Raw genomic sequence first — 20,215 nt, 5'->3', positions numbered from 1 at the left:
TTAGCGTTTCTTGGGAGGTTTCGGTGTGGATTTGGGTTTGTTTGCCGACGCGGGCAACGGGGCCAGCGCCAGGGCGAAACCATTGGGATAGCGCAGGTCGGCCTGCGTGATGGTGCGCCCTTCCAGGCGCCCCGACACGGCGGGCCAGGCCTGCACAAAACGTTGAATGCGCGCCGCGAAAGGCAGCGCGCCGGGCAGGCCGTGCGGGTCCGGCGCATCGGCGCCCGGATCGCGGCCCAGGTCCAGCAGCATGCCGTTGGACAGCACCACGCGCCAGGCGTAGCGCGGACTCAGCTCCAGCTGCTTGACGTGCATATCGAGCGGCGCGAACCAGCGCGCCAGCTCGGCGTAGCGTTGCACCACCAGCGACTCGGTGCCCTCGGGCCCGGAGAACTGCGGCAGCACCGTCTCGTCGTCCACTTCGCCCGTGTTGGCCGTGAACGCCTCGCCCCAGGTGTTGATCATCTGGTTCTCGTTCCACAGCGCCAGCGGCTGCTGCTCCTCGATGCGCACGCGCAGCACATTGGGCCAGATCCGCCGCACCGTGGCGTGGCGCACCCATGGCACCGACTCGAAGATCTCGCGCGCGTCGTCCAGGTCCACCGTGAAGAAGTTGCCCTTGAAGCGCCCCGCGATCGCCGCGCGCACCGCGCCCGGCGAGACATAGTGCAGCTCGGTGTCCGGCGTGGACTCCAGCTCGATGGCCGACAGCGTGAAGTACGGACGCTGCGCCACCCACACCACGCCCGCCAGGAGCATGGCGCAGACCGCCAGCACGGCAAGCGTGTTGGCGATCAGGTTGGTAGTGCGAGCGTCGTTCCACACAGAATGTCCGGGTCAAGTATTGCGAGCGGCGCTGTGCAACTTGCACGAGGCGTCGGCCAGGATCGTCACGCACAGCTCGGCATAGCTCATGCCGGTGGCGCGGGCCGCCATCGGCACCAGCGAATGGCTGGTCATGCCGGGCGAGGTATTCATTTCAAGCAGCCAGGGGCGGTTGTCGGCGTCCAGCATGAAGTCGGCGCGACCCCAGCCTTCGCAGCCCAGCGCGCGATAGGCGCGCACCGCGATGTCGGCGACCTCCTCGGCAACGGCAGGCGGCAGCGCCGCCGGGCAGAAGTACTGCGTGTCGTCGGAGAAGTACTTGTGTTCGTAGTCGTAGTTGCCGCCGGGCGCGGCGATCTCGATCACCGGCAGCGCGCGCGCGCTCTTGCCGCCGCCCAGGATCGCCACGGTCAGCTCGCGGCCCTGGATGAACTGCTCGGCCAGCACCTCGGCGTCGAACTTGGCGGCCAGGGCATAGGCTTCCTTCATGTCGGAATAGCCCACCACCTTGGTGATGCCCACGGTCGAACCTTCGTGCGGCGGCTTGATGATCAGCGGCAGGCTCAGGCGGTCCGGCACCAGGCGCAGTTCGGTGTCGGCATCCAGCAACTCGAATTCCGGCGTGGGCAGGCCATGCTGCAGCCACACGCGCTTGGTCATGGTCTTGTCCATGGCCAGGGCCGAGGCCAGCGGGCCGCTGCCGGTATAGGGGATGCCCAGCAGTTCCAGCGCGCCCTGGATCGAGCCGTCCTCGCCGAAGCGGCCATGCAGCGCGATGAACACGCGCTCGAAGCCCTCGGCGGCCAATTCAGCCAGGCTGCGTTCACCGGTGTCGAACAGGTGCGCGTCGACGCCGGCGCTCAGCAGCGCCTGGTGCACGCCGGCCCCGGACATCAGCGACACCTCGCGTTCGGCGGAACGGCCGCCGTACAACACACCTACTTTTCCGAATTTCGCGCTCATGCCAATTCTCCAACTTGGGCCGGGACCTTGCTGATCGAGCCCGCCCCCATGACGATCACCACGTCGCGATCGCGCACGAAATCGACCACCGCCTGCGGCAGGTCGGCCACGTCCTCGACGAACACCGGCTCGACCTTGCCGGCCACGCGCAGGGCGCGCGACAGGGCGCGGCCGTCGGCGGCCACCAGCGGCGGCTCGCCGGCGGCATAGACCTCGGTCAGCAGCACCGCGTCGGCCGTGCCCAGCACGCGCACGAAATCCTCGAAGCAGTCGCGGGTACGCGTGTAGCGGTGCGGCTGGAACGCCAGCACAATGCGGCGGTCGGGCCAGGCGCCGCGGGCCGCGGCCAGCGTGGCGGCCATTTCCACTGGATGGTGGCCGTAGTCGTCGATCACCGTGAAGGTGCCGCCGCCATGCGCGGCCGGCACCGGGAATTCGCCCGTCTGCGTAAAGCGGCGGCCCACGCCCTTGAACGACGCCAGCGCGTCGCGAATGGCTTCATCGGACACGCCCAGCTCGGTCGCCACGGCGATCGCCGCCAGCGCGTTGCGCACGTTGTGCAGGCCCGGCAGGTTCAGCTCCACCTGCAGCGGCGGCAGCAGCGTGTCGCGGTGGCTGCGCTGCACGTTGAAGCGCATGCGCGTGCCGTCCGCCTGCACTTCGTAGCCGCGCACCATCGCGTCTTCGTTCAGGCCATACGAGGTAATGGGGCGCGACACGAACGGCATGATCTCGCGCACGTTGGCGTCATCGGTGCACAGCACCGCGCTGCCGTAGAACGGCAGGCGCTGGGTGAATTCGATGAACGCGCTCTTGAGGCGGGCCACGTCGTGGCCATAGGTGTCCATGTGATCCGCGTCGATGTTGGTCACGATGGCCATCACCGGCAGCAGGTTCAGGAACGAGGCGTCGGATTCGTCGGCCTCGACCACGATGTAGTCGCCCTGTCCCAGCCGCGCATTGGCGCCGGCGGAATTCAGGCGCCCGCCGATCACGAAGGTCGGGTCCAGGTCGCCGGCGGCCAGGATGCTGGCCACCAGGCTGGTGGTGGTGGTCTTGCCGTGCGTGCCCGCCACCGCGATGCCGCGCTTCAGGCGCATCAGCTCGGCCAGCATGATGGCGCGCGGCACCACCGGAATGCGCGCGGCGCGGGCCGCGATGACCTCGGGGTTGTCGCCCGCCACCGCGGTCGACGTGACGATGGCGTCGGCGCCGGTGACATTGCTGGCGACGTGGCCGATGGCGATGTTCACGCCCAGCGCGGCCAGGCGACGCGTCACGGCCGACTCGTTCAGGTCGGAGCCGCTGACGGTGTAGCCCAGGTTGAGCAATACCTCGGCAATGCCGCTCATGCCGGAGCCGCCGATGCCTACGAAATGGATATGTTGGATTCTGTGTTTCATGATGAACGCCCCGCTGCTTGTTCACAGACGTCGGCGATATGCGCCGCCGCTTGCGGGTGCGCATGCGCGCGGGCCCGTTCTGCGACGGCTTGCAGTTCTTGTCGATTGCGCTGGCCCAGCCAGTCCGCCAGCCACTCGGGGCTCAAGGCGTTCTGCGGCTGCAGCCAGGCGGCCTGCGCGTCGCTCAGGAAGCGCGCGTTGGCGGTCTGGTGATCGTCGATGGCATGGGGGAACGGCACGAACAGCGCCGCCACGCCCGCCGCGGCCACTTCGGACACCGTCATGGCGCCCGCGCGGCAGATCAGCAGGTCGGCGTCGCCCATGGCGCCGGCCATGTCGTCGATGAAGGCGCGGCAGTCGGCCGCCACGCCCGCCTGGGCGTAGGCCTGCTGCAGCGCCGGCAGATGTTGTTCGCCGGCCTGGTGCACCACCACCGGACGACGCTCCTGCGGCAGTCGCGCCAGCGCCTGCGGCACGGCGGTGTTCAGCGCCTGGGCGCCCAGGCTGCCGCCCACCACCAGCAGCCGCAGCGGGCCGCCGCGGCCGGCATAGCGCTGCGCCGGATCGGGCAAGGCGCACAGGTCGGCGCGCACCGGGTTACCCATGGCCTCGCCCTTGGGCAGCACGCCAGGGAACCCGCTCAACACGCGGCGCGCCATGCGCGCCAGCCACTTGTTGGCGGTGCCGGCCACGGCGTTCTGCTCGTGCACCACCAGCGGCGTGCCGCGTAGCGCCGCGATGACGCCGCCGGGAAAGGCGACATAGCCGCCCATGCCCAGCACCACGTCCGGCCGCACCGCCGACAACCGCGACCAGGCCTGCGCAAAGGCGCGCACCAGCAGAAACGGCAGCTTCAGCAGTGCAGCCGCGCCCTTGCCGCGCACGCCGGCGAAACGCAGCGGCACCAGTTCGATGCCGCGCGGCGGCACCAGCTTGCCTTCCATCTTGTCGGGATTGCCCAACCACAGCACGCGCCAGCCGCGCTGGCGCAGCACATCGGCCACGGCCAGGCCGGGCATGATGTGGCCGCCGGTGCCGCCGGCCATGATGAGGATGGTGCGCGACGACGCGGTCATACCCGTCCCCCGCGCATCATGATGCGGTTTTCCACATCCACCCGTATCAGCATGGCCAGGGCGCACAGGTTCATCACCACGCCCGAACCGCCATAGCTCATCAGCGGCAACGTCAGGCCCTTGGTCGGCAGCAGTCCCAGGCACACGCCCATGTTGATGAAGGCCTGCACGCCGAACCACATCGCCACGCCATGCGCCACCAGGCCCGCGAAAGTGCGTTCCATGGCGATGGCCTGGCGGCCGATGTCGAAGCCGCGGTACACGATGATGGCGAACAGCGAGATCACCAGCATCACGCCGGCGAAGCCGAGTTCCTCGCCCACCACCGCCATCAGGAAGTCGGTATGGGCTTCCGGCAGGTAGTGCAATTTCTCGACGCTGGCGCCCAGGCCCACGCCCAGCCACTCCCCGCGCCCCAGGGCGATGAGCGAATGCGACAGCTGGTAGGCGCTGCCGTAGGCGTTGTCTTCGTTCCAGGGATCCAGATAGGCGAACAGGCGCGCGCGGCGCCACGGCGACAGCCAGATCAGCATCAGGAAGGTGCCCACCAGCACCGCCAGCAGGCTGCTGAAATACTTGCCGTTGATGCCTCCCAGGAACAGGATGCCGATGGCGATCGCCACGATCACCATGAACGCGCCCAGGTCGGGCTCGAGCAGCAGCAGCATGCCGACGCCGGCCAGCGCGAACGCCATGGGCAGGAAGCCGCGGGCGAAGGCCTGCATGTGTTCCTGCTTGCGCACGGTGTAGTCGGCGGCATAGAGCAGCGCGGCCAGCTTCATCAGTTCCGACGGCTGGAAATTCAGCGGGCCCAGCGGAATCCAGCGATGCGCGCCGTTAACCTCGCGGCCGATGCCCGGAATCAGCACGGCCACCAGCAGCACCATCGCCACCACGAACAGCGGCACCGCCAGGCGCTGCCAGACACGGATCGGCACCGCCAGCACGACCGCGGCCGCCACCAGGCCGGCGCTGATGAACAGGCCGTGGCGGATCACGAAGTAGTAGCGGCCATAGGAGGCATAGCGCGGACCGTCGGCCAGCGCGATCGATGCCGAATACACCATCAGCAGGCCGAGCAGCAGCAAGGTCGACGCCGCAATCGCGAGCGGCATGTCGAAATTGCGCATGCGGGTACGGCCGGGCCGTACGGCATTGACGCTGGCGGTGAGATCGGCGATCAGGCTCATGCCACCTCTCCCCGGTCGCGGGCCAGGTCTTCGACCTCTTCCACGAACACTTGCCCGCGGTGCGGGTAATTGCGGAACATGTCCAGGCTGGCGCAGGCGGGCGAGAGCAGCACCACGTCGCCGGCCTGGGCCAGTTCGGCGGCGCGGCGCACGGCGTCGCGCAGCGATTCCACGGCGATGCAGTCGACGCCGGTGGCAGCCAGCACGCGGCCAATCTCGGGACCATCCTGGCCGATCAGCAGCACGGCGCGCGCATGGCGCGACACGACGGGGATCAGCGGCGAGAAGTCCTGGCCCTTGCCCTGGCCGCCGGCGATCAGCACCACCGGCTGGCCCATGCCTTCGAGCGCGGCCACGGTGGCGCCGACGTTGGTGCCCTTGCTGTCGTTGATGTAGTCCACGCCGCCGATACTGCGCACGAAGGCGGCGCGATGCGGCTCGCCCGCGTATTCGCGCAGGGCGCGCAGCATGGGGCCCCAACCGAGGTCGAGGCAGCGCGCCAGCTGCAATGCGGCCAGCGCGTTCAAGGCATTGTGGATGCCGCGGATGCGCAAGGCATCGACCGGCATCAGGCGGCTCATGCGGCCCTTGGCGCGAGTCGGCTCCGGCGCGTCCTTCTTGCGGCGCACCGGCGCCACCGGTTCGTCGAAATCGAGCGGCTCGGCCGCCACCAGCCAGGCCACGCCCTGGCCCAATTCCAGGCCCATGTCGCCGACCAGCTCGGGCACTTCGCGGCCAAAGCTGCGCACCGGCATGGCGGCCAGCGACGGCACCATGTCGACGGTATACGGATCGTCGCGGTTGACGATGGCGATGCGTGTCATCTTCAGCAGGCGCGCCTTGGTCCGCGCGTAGGCGTCCATGCCGCCGTGCCAGTCCAGGTGATCCTGCGTCACGTTGAGCACGACGGCCGCGTCGGCCATCAGCGTGTGCGAGGTCTCGAGCTGGAAGCTCGACAGTTCCAGCACCCACACCTGCGGCAGGTCGTCGGCATCCAGGGCCTGCATCAAGGCGGTCAGCGCGGCCGGGCTGATGTTGCCGGCGGCCAGCACCGACAGGCCACTGGCCGCCACCAGGTCGCGCGTCAGCGCGGTGACGGTGGTCTTGCCATTGGTGCCGGTCACGGCCAGCACGCGCGGGCGGTACTCGCGGGTCTCGGCCAGTTCGGCCAGCGCCCGCGCAAACAACTCGATCTCGCCGATGACCTCGATGCCGCGGGCCTTGGCCTCGCGCAGCAGCTCGCCGGCCGGCGCGCCGTCCGGCGCGAGCCCCGGGCTGACGACGACCTGGCTCACGCCGTCCAGCAACGCGACATCGAAAGACGTATCGCAACCCAGGCGGTATTCGACCTCGGCCTGCGCCAGCGCGTCGCGCAACGCGGACAGCCCACCCGGCTCCGCGCGCGTGTCGGCCACGCGCAGGCGGGCGCCCTGGCGGGCGCTCCAGCGTGCGGCGGCCACGCCCGACTCGCCCAATCCGAGGATCAGGACGAGCGGCGCATCGGCGCGGGAGGTTTCCATCGTGTTCATCGCAACTTCAGGGTAGAGAGGCCAATCAGCACCAGCATCATGCTGATGATCCAGAAACGCACGACCACCTGGGTTTCCTTCCAGCCGCCAACTTCGAAGTGATGATGCAGCGGAGCCATGCGGAATATGCGTCTACCTGTTCCATAACGTCGCTTGGTGTACTTGAACCACGTCACCTGGATCATCACCGACAGGGTCTCGACCACGAACACGCCGCCCATGATGAACAGCACGATCTCCTGGCGCACGATGACCGCGATGGTGCCCAGCGCGCCACCCAGCGCCAGCGCGCCGACGTCACCCATGAAGACCTGCGCCGGATACGCGTTGAACCACAAAAATGCCAGGCCCGCGCCGCCGATCGCCGCGCACAGCACCATCAATTCCGATGCCCCGGGGATGTACGGGAACAGCAGGTACTTCGAATAGTCGACACGGCCGACCACGTAGGCAAAGATGCCGAGCGCGCTGCCGACCATCACGGTGGGCATGATCGCCAGGCCATCCAGGCCGTCGGTCAGGTTGACGGCGTTGCTGGTGCCGACGATCACGGCCCACGTCAACGCCACGAAACCAAGCACGCCCAGCGGGTAGCTGACGGTCTTGAAGAACGGCACGATCAGGTCGGCGCGCGTCGGCAGCGACATCGTGAAGCCGCTGCCCACCCAGGCCTTGAACAGCGGCCACAGCTCGGTGTTGGCGGGCGCCGACACGGCGAACGCCAAATAGACCGCGGCCACCAGGCCGATGGACGCCTGCCAGAAGAACTTCTGGCGCGCCGGCATGCCTTCCGGATCGCGATAGACCACCTTGCGGTAATCGTCCATCCAGCCGATCCAGCCAAAGCCGAACGTCACCAGCAGCACCACCCACACGAAGCGGTTGGTCCAGTCGGCCCACAGCAGCGTGCTGATGGCGATGGAAATCAGGATCAGCACGCCGCCCATGGTCGGGGTGCCGGTCTTGACCAGGTGGCTTTCCGGGCCATACGAACGCACGGCCTGGCCGATCTTCATCTCGGTCAGCTTGCGGATCACGCGCGGGCCGGCCACCAGGCCGATCAGCAGCGCGGTGGCGCACGCCAGCACCGCGCGCAGCGTGATGTACTCGAACACGCCCAAGGCGCGCACATCATCGGAAAGCAGGCGGGCGATCTCAAGCAGCATGGTTGTCCCCCTGCCCCTTGGACGCCTGTCCGTCATTCGAAGTAAAAGCCGTCACTACCCGCTCCATGCGCATAAAGCGCGATCCCTTTATCAATACGCAGGACGCGCGCAGGCCGCGCAATGCGGCAACGACTTCGTCTACCGATGCGCAGGCGTGCGCGCCCGTGCCGAACGCGGCCGCGGCCGCCCGGCTGGCATCGCCTAGCGTGATGAGCGCGTCGAGGCCAAGCTCGCGCGCGTAATTGCCCACCTCTTCATGCATGGCGGGGCCGTTGTCCCCGACCTCGCCCATGTCGCCCAGTACCAGGACGCGGGTTCCGGCGATACGCGCCAGCACGTCGATGGCCGCGCGAACCGAGTCGGGGTTGGCATTGTAGGTGTCATCGATGAGCAACGTTCCGTCACTCAATTTCTTGTATTGCATGCGGCCCGCCACGGGGCTGAAACCGGCCAGCGCCCGTACCGCCACGTCCAACGGCGCCCCCGCGGCGATGGCACTGGCGATCGCCGCCAGCGCATTGCGCAGGTTGTGCACGCCGGGCACCGGCAGCGTCAGGTCGGCGCTGCCCACCGGCGTCACCACGCGGCAGCGCGTCGAATCGACGTCCGCCAGGATCTGCTCGGCGTAGACATCCAGGCCGGGCTGCAGGCCGAAACGCAGCGCGCGGCGCGGCGCGGCCAGCCTGTCCCAGATGGCCGCATAAGGCTCGTCGCCCGGATAGACCGCCACGCCGTCCGCCGGCAGCGCCGCGATGGCGGCGCCATTTTCCAGCGCCACCGCTTCCACGGTGTGCATGAACTCCTGATGCTCGCGCTGGGCATTGGTCACCAGCGCCACGCTCGGCGCCGCGATGGCCGCCAACTGGGCGATCTCGCCCGGATGATTCATGCCCAGCTCGAAAACGGCGGCGCGATGTTCCGGGCGCAGGCGCAGCACGGTCAACGGCACGCCGATGTCGTTGTTCAGGTTGCCGGCCGTGGCCAGGCGGCCGGCCTCGCCGCGCCAGCCGGCCAACATGGCCGAGATCATTTCCTTGGTGGTGGTCTTGCCGTTGCTGCCCGTCACCGCCACCACCGGCAGCTTGAAACGGGCGCGCCAGGCCGCGCCGATGCGCATCAGCGCCACGCGCGTATCGCCCAGCACCAGCTGCGGCAGGCTCGATTCCGGCACCGCGTGCGCCACCACCGCGGCGCAAGCGCCGCGCTCTGCGGCCTGGTCCAGGTAGTTGTGCGCGTCGAAGTTCTCGCCCACCAGCGCCACGAACAACTCGCCGGCGCCAATGCGTCGCGTATCCGTGGAGACGCCCTTGACCAGCGGCAGCAGCAGCGCCAGGCGCGCCCACTCGCGATCGTCGAAGGGCAGCTTCTCGCCGGCAATTTCCTGATAGGTCTCGTGGCCCTTGCCTGCCAGCAGCACCACGTCTTCGGGCGCGCTGGCCCAGATGGCCTGCATGATGGCGCGGGCGCGGTCGACCTGCACTTCGACCGCCACCGACGCCGGAATGCCGGCCAGGATCTGCGCCACGATGGCGTCGGGCGACTCGCTGCGCGGGTTGTCGCTGGACACCACCACATGATCCGCCAATTCGGCGGCGATGCGGCCCATCTCCGGGCGCTTGCCGGCATCGCGATCACCGCCGCAACCGAACACGCACACCAGGCGGCCCGCCCGCGCCTGGGCCACGGGGCGCAATGCCATCAGCGCGCGCGCCAGCGAATCGGGGGTATGGGAGTAGTCCACCACCACCAGCGCGCCCCGGCCCGCATGGGCCTGCGTGCTGGCGGCAACCGGTTCCACGGTCTGCAGGCGGCCGTCGACCGGATCGGTCGCGGCCAGTTCGCGCGCGATCTGCGCGAACGGCAGGCCCAGCTTGTACAGCACGCCCGCCACCAGCAACAGGTTGGAGACGTTGTGCGCCCCCAGCAGGCGCGTCACGATCTGGGCCTCGCCATGCGGCGACACCAGCGTGAAGATCTGGCCTTGCGCGGTGGCCTGCAAGTCGCGCGCGCGCATCGCCGCGGGAATCGCGGGATCCGCGCTCAGGCTGTAGCCCATCACCGACAGGTCCGCCGGCAGCGAAGCGATCAGGCGGCGCCCGGCTTCGTCATCGGCATTGACCACCGCAGCGCTCAGGCCGGGCCAGCGGAACAGGCTGGCCTTGGCCGCCTCGTAGCGTTCCATGGTGCCGTGATAGTCGAGGTGATCGCGGGTCAGGTTGGTGTAGGCAGCCAGCGCCACCCGCACGCCGTCCATGCGACCCTGTTCGATGCCGATCGACGATGCCTCCATCGCCACCGCCTTGGCGCCGGCATCGCGCATGGCGGCCAGCAGGCGATGCACGGTCAGCACATCCGGGGTCGTAAGATGGCCGCCCAGCGTCTGCCCGTCGGGCAGCACGGCGCCCAGGGTGCCGATGGTGCCGCAGGGCTTGTCGTTGCGGCCCAGTGCGTGGGCGATCCATTGCACCGACGAGGTCTTGCCGTTGGTGCCGGTCACGGCCACCACGGCCAGCGTGGACGACGGCCGGCCGTACCAGGTGTCGCCCAGCTCGCCCAGCAGGGCGCGCAGGCCGGTCACCGGCAGCATCGGCGTATCGCCGGCGGCGGCCGCGGCCTCGATGGCCGCGGTCGCGGGCGCTTCGAACAGCACCGCGCTGGCGCCCAGCGCCAGCGCCTTCTCTATATATAGACGGCCGTCGCTGGACAAGCCCGGGCAGGCGACGAACACGTCGCCCGGCTCGATCTCGCGCGAGTCCAGCTTCAGGTGCGCGGTCAACGACACGCGCGAATGCAACCACGCCACGGCTTGTTCGACCGTGGCGGCGGGGGATGAGAGGAAGCCCTTGGCGCTCATCTGCCTGGCTCCTTGATACCAGCAACAATTGTCGATTCGAAGGGCGCGTCCGGCCGCACCCCCATCAACCGCAGACTCCCACCGACGATATGGGAGAACACGGGCGCGGCGATCGCGCCGCCGTAATAACCGCCGACCGTGGGCTCGTCGATCGAGACGGCCACCACGATCTTGGGGTCGGACACCGGCGCAAAGCCGACGTACGAGCTGCGATAGCGCTGCATGCTGTACTTGCCGTCGACGATCTTGCGCGCGGTGCCGCTCTTGCCGGCCACGCGGTAGCCTTGGACCTGGGCGGCCTTGGTGCCTTCCGGGCCGGCAGCCGCTTCCAGCATGCCGCGCACCAGCGCGGTGGTCTTGGGCGTGTAGATCTTGACGCTGGTCGGATCGCTGTCGCGCTTGACCAGGGTCAGCGACACCATGTCGCCGTTGCGGGCGAACACCGTGTAGGCGCGCGCCACCTGCAGCAGCGACACCGACAGGCCGTAGCCGTAGGCCATGGTGGCCTTCTCGATCAGGCGCCAGCGATCCCACGGACGCAGGCGGCCGGGCGCCGCGCCGGGGAAGCCCACCTGGGGCGCCTGGCCCAGGCCCAGTTCTGTGAAGCGATCCCACATTTCACGGGATTCCAGCTTCTCGGAGATCATCGTCATGCCGATGTTGCTGGACTTGCGCAGCACGCCGGCCACGTCCAGCGTACCATTGCGGCTGACGTCGCTGATGGTGCTGCCCTGGTAGGTGAAGCGGCCATTGCCGGTCTCGAACAGGGTCGAGGTGGTGATGCGGCCCAGGTCCAGCGCCAGCGCGGCGGTGAACGGCTTCATGATCGAGCCGGGCTCGAACGTGTCGGTGATGGCCTGGTTGCGCAGGTTGGCGCCGTGAAAGGTCTCGCGCTTGTTCGGATCGAAGGTCGGCACGTTGGCCAGCGCCAGGATCTCGCCGGTATGCACGTCGACGACCACGGCGGTGGCGCCCTTGGCCTGATGCTTGTCCATGGCGTCCTTCAGTTCCTTGAACACCAGGTACTGAAGACGCGTATCGATCGACAGGCGCAGGTCGCGGCCGTCCACCGGCAGCGTCACGGCCTGCACGTCCTCGATGACGCGGCCCAACCGGTCCTTGATGACGCGGCGGCTGCCCGGCCGGCCCGACAGCTGCTGGTTGAAGGTCAGCTCGACGCCTTCCTGTCCCTGGTCCTCGACGCTGTTGAAACCCACCACGTGGGCCATCACGTCGCCGTCCGGGTAATAGCGGCGGGTCTCGGGCTGCTGGTGCACGCCCGGCAGGCCGAGCTGCTTGATCTTGTCGGCCACGTCCATCGCCACCTGACGCTTCAGGTAGACGAAATTCTTGTCTTCTTCCACCCGGCGGCGCAGGTCGGCCACCGGGGTTTCCAGCAGTTTGGCCAACGTATCCAGTTGGGCGGGCGTGGCCTGCTTGAGGTCTTCCGGGATCGCCCAGATGGCTCGCGCCGGCACGCTGGAAGCCAGCACGGCGCCGTTGCGATCCATGATCTTGCCGCGCGTCGCGGCCAGCGTCAGCGTGCGCTCGTAGCGGCGCTCGCCCTGCTGCTGCAGGAATTCCGTGGACAACCCTTGCAGGAACAGCGCGCGGCCGGCCAGCACGGTGAATCCGCCGAACAGCAGGATCAGCACCAGGCGCGCGCGCCAGGTTGGCAGCTGTCCGCGCAGCACCGGATTGTCGAAGAACGGAACGCGCTTCATTGGGCACCTCCGCTGGCCGGGACCGGCGCCTGATTCAGATACAGCGTGCGGTCAGGCACGATGGGAATCATCTTCAGGTTGTCGCGGGCGATCACGTCGACCCGGGCGTTGCGCGCCAGTTCGGCGCGTTCCAGCTGCAACCGCCGCCAGTTGGTTTCCAGGTCGCGCTCCTGCGCCTGATCGCGGCCCAGCTCCACGAAAAGCTGGCGCGACTGATACCGGCTGGTGACCAGGGAAATGGCCGACAGCATCAGCAGAGCCGCAACGATCAGGTTGACGCGACCCATCAGCGGCGCCCTCCCTTGCCGCCGCGGCGCGGCGGCGGAGCCAGGTCGCTGCCGGGCAGCGAACCGATTTTCACGAAAGCCATGCCGCCCTCGGCGGGCAAGGGCGTGGCGGTGCGTTCGGCAACGCGCAGCACCGCCGAGCGGGCGCGCGCATTGGCCGAAACCTCTTCGTCCTCGGCCAGCACGCGTCCCAGGGAACGCAGCACCGGCTGGGGCATTTCGCTTTCGCGCAGGGGCAGGCGCGCATGCGCGGCAGCCGGACGAGCCGCCGCCGCGATGCACTGCTTGACCATGCGGTCTTCAAGCGAATGAAAGCTGATCACCGCCAACCTCCCCCCCGGGGCGAGCAGGTCTAGAGCTGACGCGAGGGTGCGCGCGAGCTCTTCGAGTTCCCGATTGATGTAAATCCGTAGAGCTTGAAAGGTGCGTGTGGCCGGATGCTGCCCCTTTTCGCGCGTGCGGACGGCGCTGGCGACGCACTCGGCAAGCTCGAGCGTGGTGCGCAGCGGCCTTGTTGCGCGGCGAGCAGCAATCGCCTTTGCAACCTGAAAAGCAAACCGTTCTTCGCCATAATCCGCTATGACCTCCCGCATCTCATCCACACTGGCTTGCGCCAGCCAATCCGCCACCGTGGGTCCACGAGTGGTGTCCATCCGCATGTCGAGCGGGCCATCCCGCATGAACGAGAAGCCGCGCTCGGCATCATCGATCTGAGGCGACGACACGCCCAGATCCAGCATCACGCCATCGACCTTGTCGATGCCGAGCTGCCGCAACTCTTCGGCCATGGTGGCAAAGCCGCCATGCACCACCGTCACCCGGGAATCCGCCGCCGCCAACGCATTGGCCACCGCGATCGCCTCGGGATCCTTGTCGAACACCACCAGGCGGGCCGTCGGTCCCAGGCGGCCGAGCAGCTCGCGGCTGTGGCCGCCGCGACCGAAGGTGCCATCGACGAAGACACCCCGTTCCGCTCGCGTAGCCGCAGCCGGCTCGTCGCCGGGCTGCGACCGTGCCGCGCCCTTGCCGCCGAAATCGGCCAGCAACAGCGCGTCCACCGTCGGCTCCAGCAGGACGGGCCGATGTTCGAATTCCATAACTCTTTCAGAACGAAAACTGATTCAACACATCCGGCATACCCTTGGCCAGGTCCTCAGCCTCGCGGCTCGCCAGGGTAGCGGCATCCCACAGCTCGAAATGAGCGCCCAGACCGAGCAGCATCACATCGCGCGTCATACCGGAAGCGTTGCGCAGTTCAGGCGCGATCAGGACGCGGCCGGAGCCGTCCAGTTCCACGTCCTGAGCGTTGCCCAGCAACAGCCGCTGCAACGCGCGCGCCGTCATGGGAAAGGCGGCAATCTGCTCGCGCTTCTTTTCCCACTCGGGCCGCGGGTACACCAGCAGGCAGCCGTCTGGATGGCGGGTCAGGGTCAGGCGGCCTTCGGCCTGCGCCATCAGCGCGTCACGATGCCGGGTCGGAATCGAGATCCGTCCCTTGGCATCCAGCGTGAGCGCGCTGCTTCCCTGAAACACCACTTTTACCCCACTTAATTGCACAATTTCCTACTATTTCCCACTCTACGGTATGGCAATGGGGCGGTCAAGCGCGCGGTTGCAATTTTTTCAATCACAACAAGGACTTAGAGCAACTTGTAAATACGCAAAAAGAAAAACCTCCCAATAAATCAGGAGGTTGCGTCACTATCTAAAAGTGCTTCTTAAGAAGTGGCGGCTAACAATGCCTTTGCATTGTTTTACCCAGCCCGCTTGCCGAAGACTGGCGGGCGTTGCGCGCCAGGTGGCGGATGTCGGGGCGAAAAAAAAGCCCCCGAGGCGCCGCGCGCCGGTTGAAATCCAATGCAGGACGGATCTATAGGCCGGATTCTGTACACCAGGTTTCCCTGGCGGACGATCATTCCTCTGCGCGGATCATTGCTGAGCCGCTGTAGCCACCTACCCGCATGCTCGGACGGAGCCGCCCTTCGCGGCCCGAAAGCCGCACGCATGCCTATTTGATGTTGCTCCGGGTAGAGGTTGCCGCGTTTCACCCTGCGATGCCGCCGACCGTTACCGGCCGGCGCGATACGGAGATGGCCGTATCTGTGCGCGACTGGCGCGCCCGCCCCGCAGACTCGTCTCTGTGGCCCTATTCCTCGGCCGCGCCCGAAAACGCGGCCGGACGGCCGTTAGCCGCTACCCTGCCCTGTGGAGTCCGGACCTTCCTCGATGGACTTGCATCCACCGCGATCGCCCGATCCGCCCTGCGGTGCGTATTCTAGTACAGCTCTCCGCTCCGTCCCCGAACACCATCCCGGGTTCCTGCGACAATACGGCCTGATCCGCTTATCCGCCGCAAGAACGACCTCACTACATGGCCCTCGCAACGCTCATCACCCTGACCGACATCCAGCTGGCCTATGGCCACCATCCGCTGCTGGACCACGCCGACTTCGCCATCCAGGCCGGCGAGCGCATCGGCCTCATCGGCCGCAACGGCGCAGGCAAGTCCTCGCTGCTGCGGCTGCTGGACGGCCGCACCGTTCCCGACGACGGCGACATCGCCCGCAGTTCGGGGCTGCGCGTGGCCACGGTCGAACAGGAGCCGGAGCTGGACGAAAACGCCACTGTCTTCGACGTGGTCTGCAACGTCGAAGGCGACCACGAAGACTGGCAACGCCCGTCGCGCGTGCGCGCCATGCTGGAAAAGCTCGGCCTGCCCGCGGACGCCCAGATCGCCGGCCTGTCGGGCGGTACGCGCAAGCGCGTCGCGCTGGCCCGCGCCCTGGTCGAGGAGCCCGACCTGCTGCTGCTCGACGAGCCCACCAACCACCTCGACTTCGACGGCATTGCCTGGCTCGAAGAAATGCTGCGCGCCTGGAAGGGCGCCGCGGTCATCATCACCCACGACCGCCGCTTCCTCGATTCGGTGGCCACTCGCATCGTCGAACTCGACCGCGGCCGGCTGCTCAGCTTCCCCGGCAACTTCTCGCAATGGCAGGAACGCAAGGCCCAATGGCTGGAATCCGAGCGCCTCGAACAGGCGCGCTTCGACAAGCTGCTGGCCCAGGAAGAAGTCTGGATCCGCAAGGGTGTGGAAGCCCGCCGCACCCGCAACGAAGGCCGCGTGCGGCGCCTGGAACGCCTGCGGGTGGAACGCGCTGAGCGCCGCGAACGCGTCGGCGACGTATCGCTGGCCTTGGCCGAAGGCCAGCGCTCCGGCAAGCTGGTGGCCGAGCTGGAACACGTCGGCAAACGCTTCGGCGACAAGATCGTGGTGGACGACTACTCCACCACCATCCTGCGCGGCGACCGCATCGGCATCATCGGCCCCAACGGCGCCGGCAAGACCACGCTGCTCAAGCTGATCCTGGGCGAAATGCAGCCCGACAGCGGCAAGACCCGCACCGGCACCAACGTGTCGGTGGCCTATTTCGACCAGATGCGCGCCCAGCTCGATGAGAACGCAACGCTGGTCGACATCATCAGCCCGGGCAGCGAATGGGTCGAGATCGGCGGCACCCGCAAGCACGTCATGAGCTATCTGGGCGACTTCCTGTTCTCGCCCGCCCGCGCCGGCTCTCCGGTGCGCAGCCTGTCTGGCGGCGAGCGCGCCCGCCTGCTGTTGGCCCGCCTGTTCGCGCGTCCCGCCAACGTGCTGGTGCTGGACGAGCCCACCAACGACCTCGATATCGAAACGCTGGAACTGCTCGAGGAACTGCTGCAGGAATATTCGGGCACCGTCCTGCTGGTCAGCCACGACCGCGCATTCCTGAACAACGTCGTCACCCAGACCATCGCCTACGAAGGCAACGGCCACTGGCGCGACTATGTCGGCGGATACGACGAATGGGTCGCCCAGCGCCCCGCCCCGGCGCCCGCCTCCAGCGCGGACGACGATGCCGCCAAGGCGGCGCGCGCGGCGGACGAAGCCGCGGCCCGCGCCAAGGCCGCCAAGCCGAAACCGGCGCGCGCGGCGAAGATGAATTCGTGGGAATTGCGCGAACTCGAAGGCCTGCCCGATGCCATCGCCGCGCTTGAGGCGCAGCAGGCCGAACTGGCCGGCAAACTGGCGGACGGCAGCCTGTACCGCGATGCGCCCGCCGAAGTCGAACGCATCAACGCCGAGCTGTCCAAGCTGGAAAGCGAACTCGAGGAAAGATTCGCGCGCTGGGAATTGCTCGAGGCGCGCCGCGAAGGCGCCCTCTGAGATGACTCGACCGCCCTCTTATATATAGAGGGCGGCGGCCGGCGCGATCAGATGGCCGCGCGCCAGGTCAGCGTCTCGCCCGCCGCCAAGGGCACCAGCGCGGTATTGCCGAACGGCAGCTCTTCGGGAATCTGGAAGCTTTCGCGCACCAGCGTCAGGGTCCCGGTATTGCGCGGCAGGCCGTAGAAATCCGGACCATGGAAGCTGGCGAAACCTTCCAGCTTGTCGAGCTTGCCGACGGCGTCGAACGCCGTGGCGTAAAGTTCCATCGCGTGCAGCGCGGTATAGCAGCCCGCACAGCCGCATGCATGCTCCTTCAGGCCGCGCGCATGCGGCGCGCTGTCCGTGCCCAGGAAGAAGCGCGGACTGCCGCTGGTCGCCGCCTCCACCAGCGCCAGCCGATGGGTTTCGCGCTTGAGGATCGGCAGGCAGTACCAATGGGGCCGCACGCCGCCCTGGAAAATCGCGTTGCGGTTGTACAGCATGTGCTGCGGCGTGATCGTGGCCGCGATCGGGCCTTCGGCATCGCGCACGTACTCGGCGCCTTCCTTGGTGGTGATGTGTTCGAACACCACCTTCAGGGCCGGGAACGCACGGCGCAGCGGCTTCATCACGCGCTCGACGAAGATCGCTTCGCGGTCGAACACATCGATCGACGGGTCAGTCACTTCGCCATGGACCAGCAGCGGCATGCCGCATTTTTCCAGCGCTTCCAGGGCCTTGGCGCACTTGCCCAGCAGGTCGGTCACGCCGGCGTCGGAGTTGGTCGTGGCGCCGGCCGGATACAGCTTGACCGCATAGACCTGGCCCGATTCGTGCGCACGAAAGATTTCTTCGGCCGAGGTATTGTCCGTCAGGTACAGCGTCATCAGCGGCGTGAAGGCGTCGACCTTGCCACCGGCCTTGGCCAGCGCCGCCAGGATGCGGCCGCGGTAGGCCAGCGCCTGCTCGGTGGTGGTCACCGGCGGCTTCAGGTTGGGCATGATGATGGCGCGCGCGAATTGCCGCGCCGTATCCGCCACCACCGCTTCCAGCGCCGCGCCGTCGCGCAGGTGCAGGTGCCAGTCGTCGGGGCGGGTAATCGTCAGTTGGGTCGTGTTTTGCGTAGACATATGGAAGCTTCTTAATCTGCCAGCGGCATGCCCCGTTCGGCCAGCGCGCAGAACATCGCGCTCCCCAGGGGAATGACGGCATCGTTGAAATCGAAATGCGAGTTGTGCAGTACGCAGCCGGACTCGGCTCCGCCCTGGCCCAGCCGGAAGTAGGCGCCAGGCTTGCTTTGCAGCATGAAGGAAAAATCCTCCGATCCCATCGAAGGCACCAGATCGCGCACCACGTTTTCCTTGCCGATCATCTCGGTCGCGATATCCGCGACCAGATTGGCATGCTGCGGCGTATTCAGCGTGGCGGGATAGATGCGTTCGTAGGTGAGTTCGGCGGTGCCGCCGAACGCGCCGGCGATGGCCGTGACCAACTCGCGCATGCGTGTCTCGACCATCTCCTGCACCGACTTGCGGAAAGTGCGTACCGTGCCCACCAGGCGGGCCTCGCGCGGGATCACGCTCATCGCGCCCGGGTGACCGGCCTGCAGCGATCCGATGGACACCACCGCGGAATCCAGCGGATTGACGTTGCGCGACACGATCGTCTGCAATGCCGTGATGACCTGGCCGGCGATGGTGACCGGGTCAATGGTCTGATAAGGATGCGCGCCGTGTCCGCCGCGACCGGTGATCAGGATCTCGAACCGGTCGGCCGCCGCCATCATGGGGCCTGGATTGATGCCGATGGTGCCGGGCCGCAGGCCCGGCCAATTGTGCAACGCATAGATCGCGTCACAGGGGAAGGTATCGAATAACCCGTCCTCCATCATGGCTTTCGCCCCGCCTCGACCTTCCTCGGCCGGCTGGAAGATGAGCACGGCTGTCCCATCGAAATTGCGGGTCTGCGCCAGGTACTTGGCCGCGCCGATCAGGACCGCCGTGTGGCCGTCATGACCACAGCCATGCATCAGACCCGGCTTGGTCGACTTGTGGCCGAACTCGTTGTCTTCGGTCATCGGCAAGGCATCCATGTCGGCACGCAGGCCGATCATGCGCCCGCTATCACAGCGTCTGCCGCGGATCACGCCCACCACGCCGGTCTTGCCAATGCCCCGGTGCACCTCGATTCCCAGCGCTTCCAGCGCTCCCGCGACGATCCCGGAGGTCCGGACTTCTTCGAAGCCCAATTCAGGATGGGCATGCAAGTCGCGCCTCAGCGCCGTCAATTCGTCATGAAACAGGCGAATTGATTCCAAAGGAGAACGTGCGTACATAGGAGGTTACAGAATGACGTGGGAAGGGGGACGGTTGGGATATTTTAGTTGCTACAGAGGATAAATGCCTTTGTCTTTACGGGAGAGACACGTTATGCTCCGGCCGCAGGACAATTTTTCCAACAGCCAGAGAAGGAGCGCCGCATTATGGCCACAACCTCCAAACCCGCGACCGCGCGCAAGCCGAACGCTGCATTCATGAAGCCCCTGACTCCCAGCGCCGAACTGGCTGCTGTGATCGGTTCGGAAGCCGTGCCGCGCACCGAGGTCACCAAGAAGATCTGGGAATACATCAAGAAGCACAACCTGCAAGATGCGAGCAACAAGCGCAACATCAACGCCGATGCCAAGCTGCGCCCGATCTTCGGCAAGGATCAGGTCACGATGTTCGAACTGACCAAGCTGGTCAACGCACATCTGAAGTAAGCAGGCAAAGGGCGTACCCCGTACGTCCCTGCCTCGATACTGTCGCGACGCCCTGGCTTGAACGCCGGGCGGAACCGACTTCCTGTGGCACCTCCACGCCACAGCCAGGCAAGCATCCCCGCTTTGCCGCGCCAGTGCCATACACGCAATGGGTACATGGCCAAACTCCCCAACTTTTCCGCCCACCACGCATCATCATGCGCAATTGCAGCGCGCGAGCCGTGTCGTCAGTGCGCCATTGCACACCC

16 protein-coding genes and 1 other RNA gene are annotated in these 20,215 nt (G+C 67.2%); 2 read left to right on the top strand and 15 right to left on the bottom strand.

From position 1 onward, the window contains the following. The 13 genes from AC6CR5_RS24615 to rnpB all read right to left on the bottom strand — a co-directional run bounded on the left by AC6CR5_RS24615 (position 1) and on the right by rnpB (position 15,280). A complete protein-coding gene (locus AC6CR5_RS24615; protein WP_047992646.1) occupies positions 1 to 825 on the bottom strand; it encodes a cell division protein FtsQ/DivIB in 825 nt (274 codons plus the stop codon). Positions 826 to 837: 12 nt separating this feature from the next. Continuing rightward, positions 838 to 1,788: a D-alanine--D-alanine ligase gene (locus AC6CR5_RS24610; protein WP_024067750.1), complete on the bottom strand. Its 951-nt coding sequence runs from the start codon at positions 1,786 to 1,788 to the stop codon at positions 838 to 840. Continuing rightward, entirely contained in the window at positions 1,785 to 3,191 is a 1,407-nt protein-coding gene (gene murC, locus AC6CR5_RS24605; RefSeq protein ID WP_054439604.1) for a UDP-N-acetylmuramate--L-alanine ligase, read from the bottom strand. Before murC ends, AC6CR5_RS24610 begins: the two co-directional genes overlap by 4 nt. Then, on the bottom strand, positions 3,188 to 4,267 hold the full coding sequence (gene murG / locus AC6CR5_RS24600; protein WP_020925138.1) for an undecaprenyldiphospho-muramoylpentapeptide beta-N-acetylglucosaminyltransferase: 1,080 nt from the start codon (positions 4,265 to 4,267) through the stop codon (positions 3,188 to 3,190). Before murG ends, murC begins: the two co-directional genes overlap by 4 nt. Beyond that, a complete protein-coding gene (ftsW, locus tag AC6CR5_RS24595; protein WP_006388781.1) occupies positions 4,264 to 5,457 on the bottom strand; it encodes a putative lipid II flippase FtsW in 1,194 nt (397 codons plus the stop codon). Before ftsW ends, murG begins: the two co-directional genes overlap by 4 nt. Further along, on the bottom strand, positions 5,454 to 6,986 hold the full coding sequence (murD, locus tag AC6CR5_RS24590) for a UDP-N-acetylmuramoyl-L-alanine--D-glutamate ligase (protein WP_107315855.1): 1,533 nt from the start codon (positions 6,984 to 6,986) through the stop codon (positions 5,454 to 5,456). The genes ftsW and murD overlap by 4 nt, the downstream gene beginning before the upstream one ends. Next, complete coding sequence (gene mraY / locus AC6CR5_RS24585; protein WP_006388779.1) at positions 6,983 to 8,152, bottom strand: phospho-N-acetylmuramoyl-pentapeptide-transferase; 1,170 nt, start codon at positions 8,150 to 8,152, stop codon at positions 6,983 to 6,985. Before mraY ends, murD begins: the two co-directional genes overlap by 4 nt. Next, positions 8,142 to 11,006 carry a bifunctional UDP-N-acetylmuramoyl-L-alanyl-D-glutamate--2,6-diaminopimelate ligase MurE/UDP-N-acetylmuramoyl-tripeptide--D-alanyl-D-alanine ligase MurF gene (gene murF, locus AC6CR5_RS24580; RefSeq protein WP_054513492.1) on the bottom strand — a complete coding sequence of 955 codons (2,865 nt, stop codon included), beginning with the start codon at positions 11,004 to 11,006 and terminating at the stop codon, positions 8,142 to 8,144. Before murF ends, mraY begins: the two co-directional genes overlap by 11 nt. Then, entirely contained in the window at positions 11,003 to 12,730 is a 1,728-nt protein-coding gene (locus AC6CR5_RS24575) for a peptidoglycan D,D-transpeptidase FtsI family protein (protein ID WP_006388777.1), read from the bottom strand. The genes murF and AC6CR5_RS24575 overlap by 4 nt, the downstream gene beginning before the upstream one ends. Beyond that, positions 12,727 to 13,017 (bottom strand): cell division protein FtsL, encoded by a 291-nt coding sequence (ftsL, locus tag AC6CR5_RS24570; protein ID WP_006388776.1) that lies wholly within the window; start codon positions 13,015 to 13,017, stop codon positions 12,727 to 12,729. Before ftsL ends, AC6CR5_RS24575 begins: the two co-directional genes overlap by 4 nt. Further along, positions 13,017 to 14,114 (bottom strand): 16S rRNA (cytosine(1402)-N(4))-methyltransferase RsmH, encoded by a 1,098-nt coding sequence (gene rsmH, locus AC6CR5_RS24565; RefSeq protein ID WP_054473194.1) that lies wholly within the window; start codon positions 14,112 to 14,114, stop codon positions 13,017 to 13,019. The genes ftsL and rsmH overlap by 1 nt, the downstream gene beginning before the upstream one ends. A 7-nt stretch (positions 14,115 to 14,121) precedes the next feature. Next, a complete protein-coding gene (mraZ, locus tag AC6CR5_RS24560; RefSeq protein WP_006392946.1) occupies positions 14,122 to 14,550 on the bottom strand; it encodes a division/cell wall cluster transcriptional repressor MraZ in 429 nt (142 codons plus the stop codon). Positions 14,551 to 14,874: 324 nt separating this feature from the next. Beyond that, an RNA gene (gene rnpB, locus AC6CR5_RS24555) (RNase P RNA component class A) lies at positions 14,875 to 15,280 on the bottom strand. A 108-nt stretch (positions 15,281 to 15,388) separates the two neighbouring features. Between rnpB and AC6CR5_RS24550 the strand changes: the two genes are divergently transcribed. Beyond that, positions 15,389 to 17,224: an ATP-binding cassette domain-containing protein gene (locus AC6CR5_RS24550; RefSeq protein WP_006388772.1), complete on the top strand. Its 1,836-nt coding sequence runs from the start codon at positions 15,389 to 15,391 to the stop codon at positions 17,222 to 17,224. A 47-nt stretch (positions 17,225 to 17,271) separates the two neighbouring features. On the opposite strand, the gene pyrC is transcribed toward AC6CR5_RS24550, so the two are convergent. After that, entirely contained in the window at positions 17,272 to 18,336 is a 1,065-nt protein-coding gene (gene pyrC, locus AC6CR5_RS24545; RefSeq protein WP_006388771.1) for a dihydroorotase, read from the bottom strand. Between the two features lie 11 nt (positions 18,337 to 18,347). Further along, positions 18,348 to 19,541, bottom strand: coding sequence for a M20 aminoacylase family protein (locus tag AC6CR5_RS24540; protein ID WP_006388770.1), 1,194 nt, complete (start codon positions 19,539 to 19,541; stop codon positions 18,348 to 18,350). 147 nt (positions 19,542 to 19,688) lie between these two features. Here AC6CR5_RS24540 and AC6CR5_RS24535 point away from each other — a divergent pair, with 147 nt between their 5' ends. After that, positions 19,689 to 19,967 (top strand): SWIB/MDM2 domain-containing protein, encoded by a 279-nt coding sequence (locus tag AC6CR5_RS24535; RefSeq protein WP_006217453.1) that lies wholly within the window; start codon positions 19,689 to 19,691, stop codon positions 19,965 to 19,967. The last annotated feature ends 248 nt before the right edge of the window (positions 19,968 to 20,215 follow it).

The sequence above is a fragment of the Achromobacter sp. EG18 genome (assembly GCF_059759395.1).
Note: the sequence above shows the minus strand (reverse complement) of the source record. Positions and strands in the feature narration are given on the sequence as shown.

What these genes read in the sequence shown, in the direction of transcription:
- ftsL (WP_006388776.1), bottom strand. Translation starts at nt 13,017, where the DNA reads ATGGGTCGCGTCAACCTGATCGTTGCGGCTCTGCTGATGCTGTCGGCC.
- AC6CR5_RS24575 (WP_006388777.1), bottom strand. Translation starts at nt 12,730, where the DNA reads ATGAAGCGCGTTCCGTTCTTCGACAATCCGGTGCTGCGCGGACAGCTG.
- AC6CR5_RS24550 (WP_006388772.1), top strand. Translation starts at nt 15,389, where the DNA reads ATGGCCCTCGCAACGCTCATCACCCTGACCGACATCCAGCTGGCCTAT.
- murG (WP_020925138.1), bottom strand. Translation starts at nt 4,267, where the DNA reads ATGACCGCGTCGTCGCGCACCATCCTCATCATGGCCGGCGGCACCGGC.
- pyrC (WP_006388771.1), bottom strand. Translation starts at nt 18,336, where the DNA reads ATGTCTACGCAAAACACGACCCAACTGACGATTACCCGCCCCGACGAC.
- murD (WP_107315855.1), bottom strand. Translation starts at nt 6,986, where the DNA reads ATGAACACGATGGAAACCTCCCGCGCCGATGCGCCGCTCGTCCTGATC.
- ftsW (WP_006388781.1), bottom strand. Translation starts at nt 5,457, where the DNA reads ATGAGCCTGATCGCCGATCTCACCGCCAGCGTCAATGCCGTACGGCCC.
- mraY (WP_006388779.1), bottom strand. Translation starts at nt 8,152, where the DNA reads ATGCTGCTTGAGATCGCCCGCCTGCTTTCCGATGATGTGCGCGCCTTG.
- rsmH (WP_054473194.1), bottom strand. Translation starts at nt 14,114, where the DNA reads ATGGAATTCGAACATCGGCCCGTCCTGCTGGAGCCGACGGTGGACGCG.
- murF (WP_054513492.1), bottom strand. Translation starts at nt 11,006, where the DNA reads ATGAGCGCCAAGGGCTTCCTCTCATCCCCCGCCGCCACGGTCGAACAA.
- AC6CR5_RS24540 (WP_006388770.1), bottom strand. Translation starts at nt 19,541, where the DNA reads ATGTACGCACGTTCTCCTTTGGAATCAATTCGCCTGTTTCATGACGAA.
- AC6CR5_RS24535 (WP_006217453.1), top strand. Translation starts at nt 19,689, where the DNA reads ATGGCCACAACCTCCAAACCCGCGACCGCGCGCAAGCCGAACGCTGCA.
- murC (WP_054439604.1), bottom strand. Translation starts at nt 3,191, where the DNA reads ATGAAACACAGAATCCAACATATCCATTTCGTAGGCATCGGCGGCTCC.
- AC6CR5_RS24610 (WP_024067750.1), bottom strand. Translation starts at nt 1,788, where the DNA reads ATGAGCGCGAAATTCGGAAAAGTAGGTGTGTTGTACGGCGGCCGTTCC.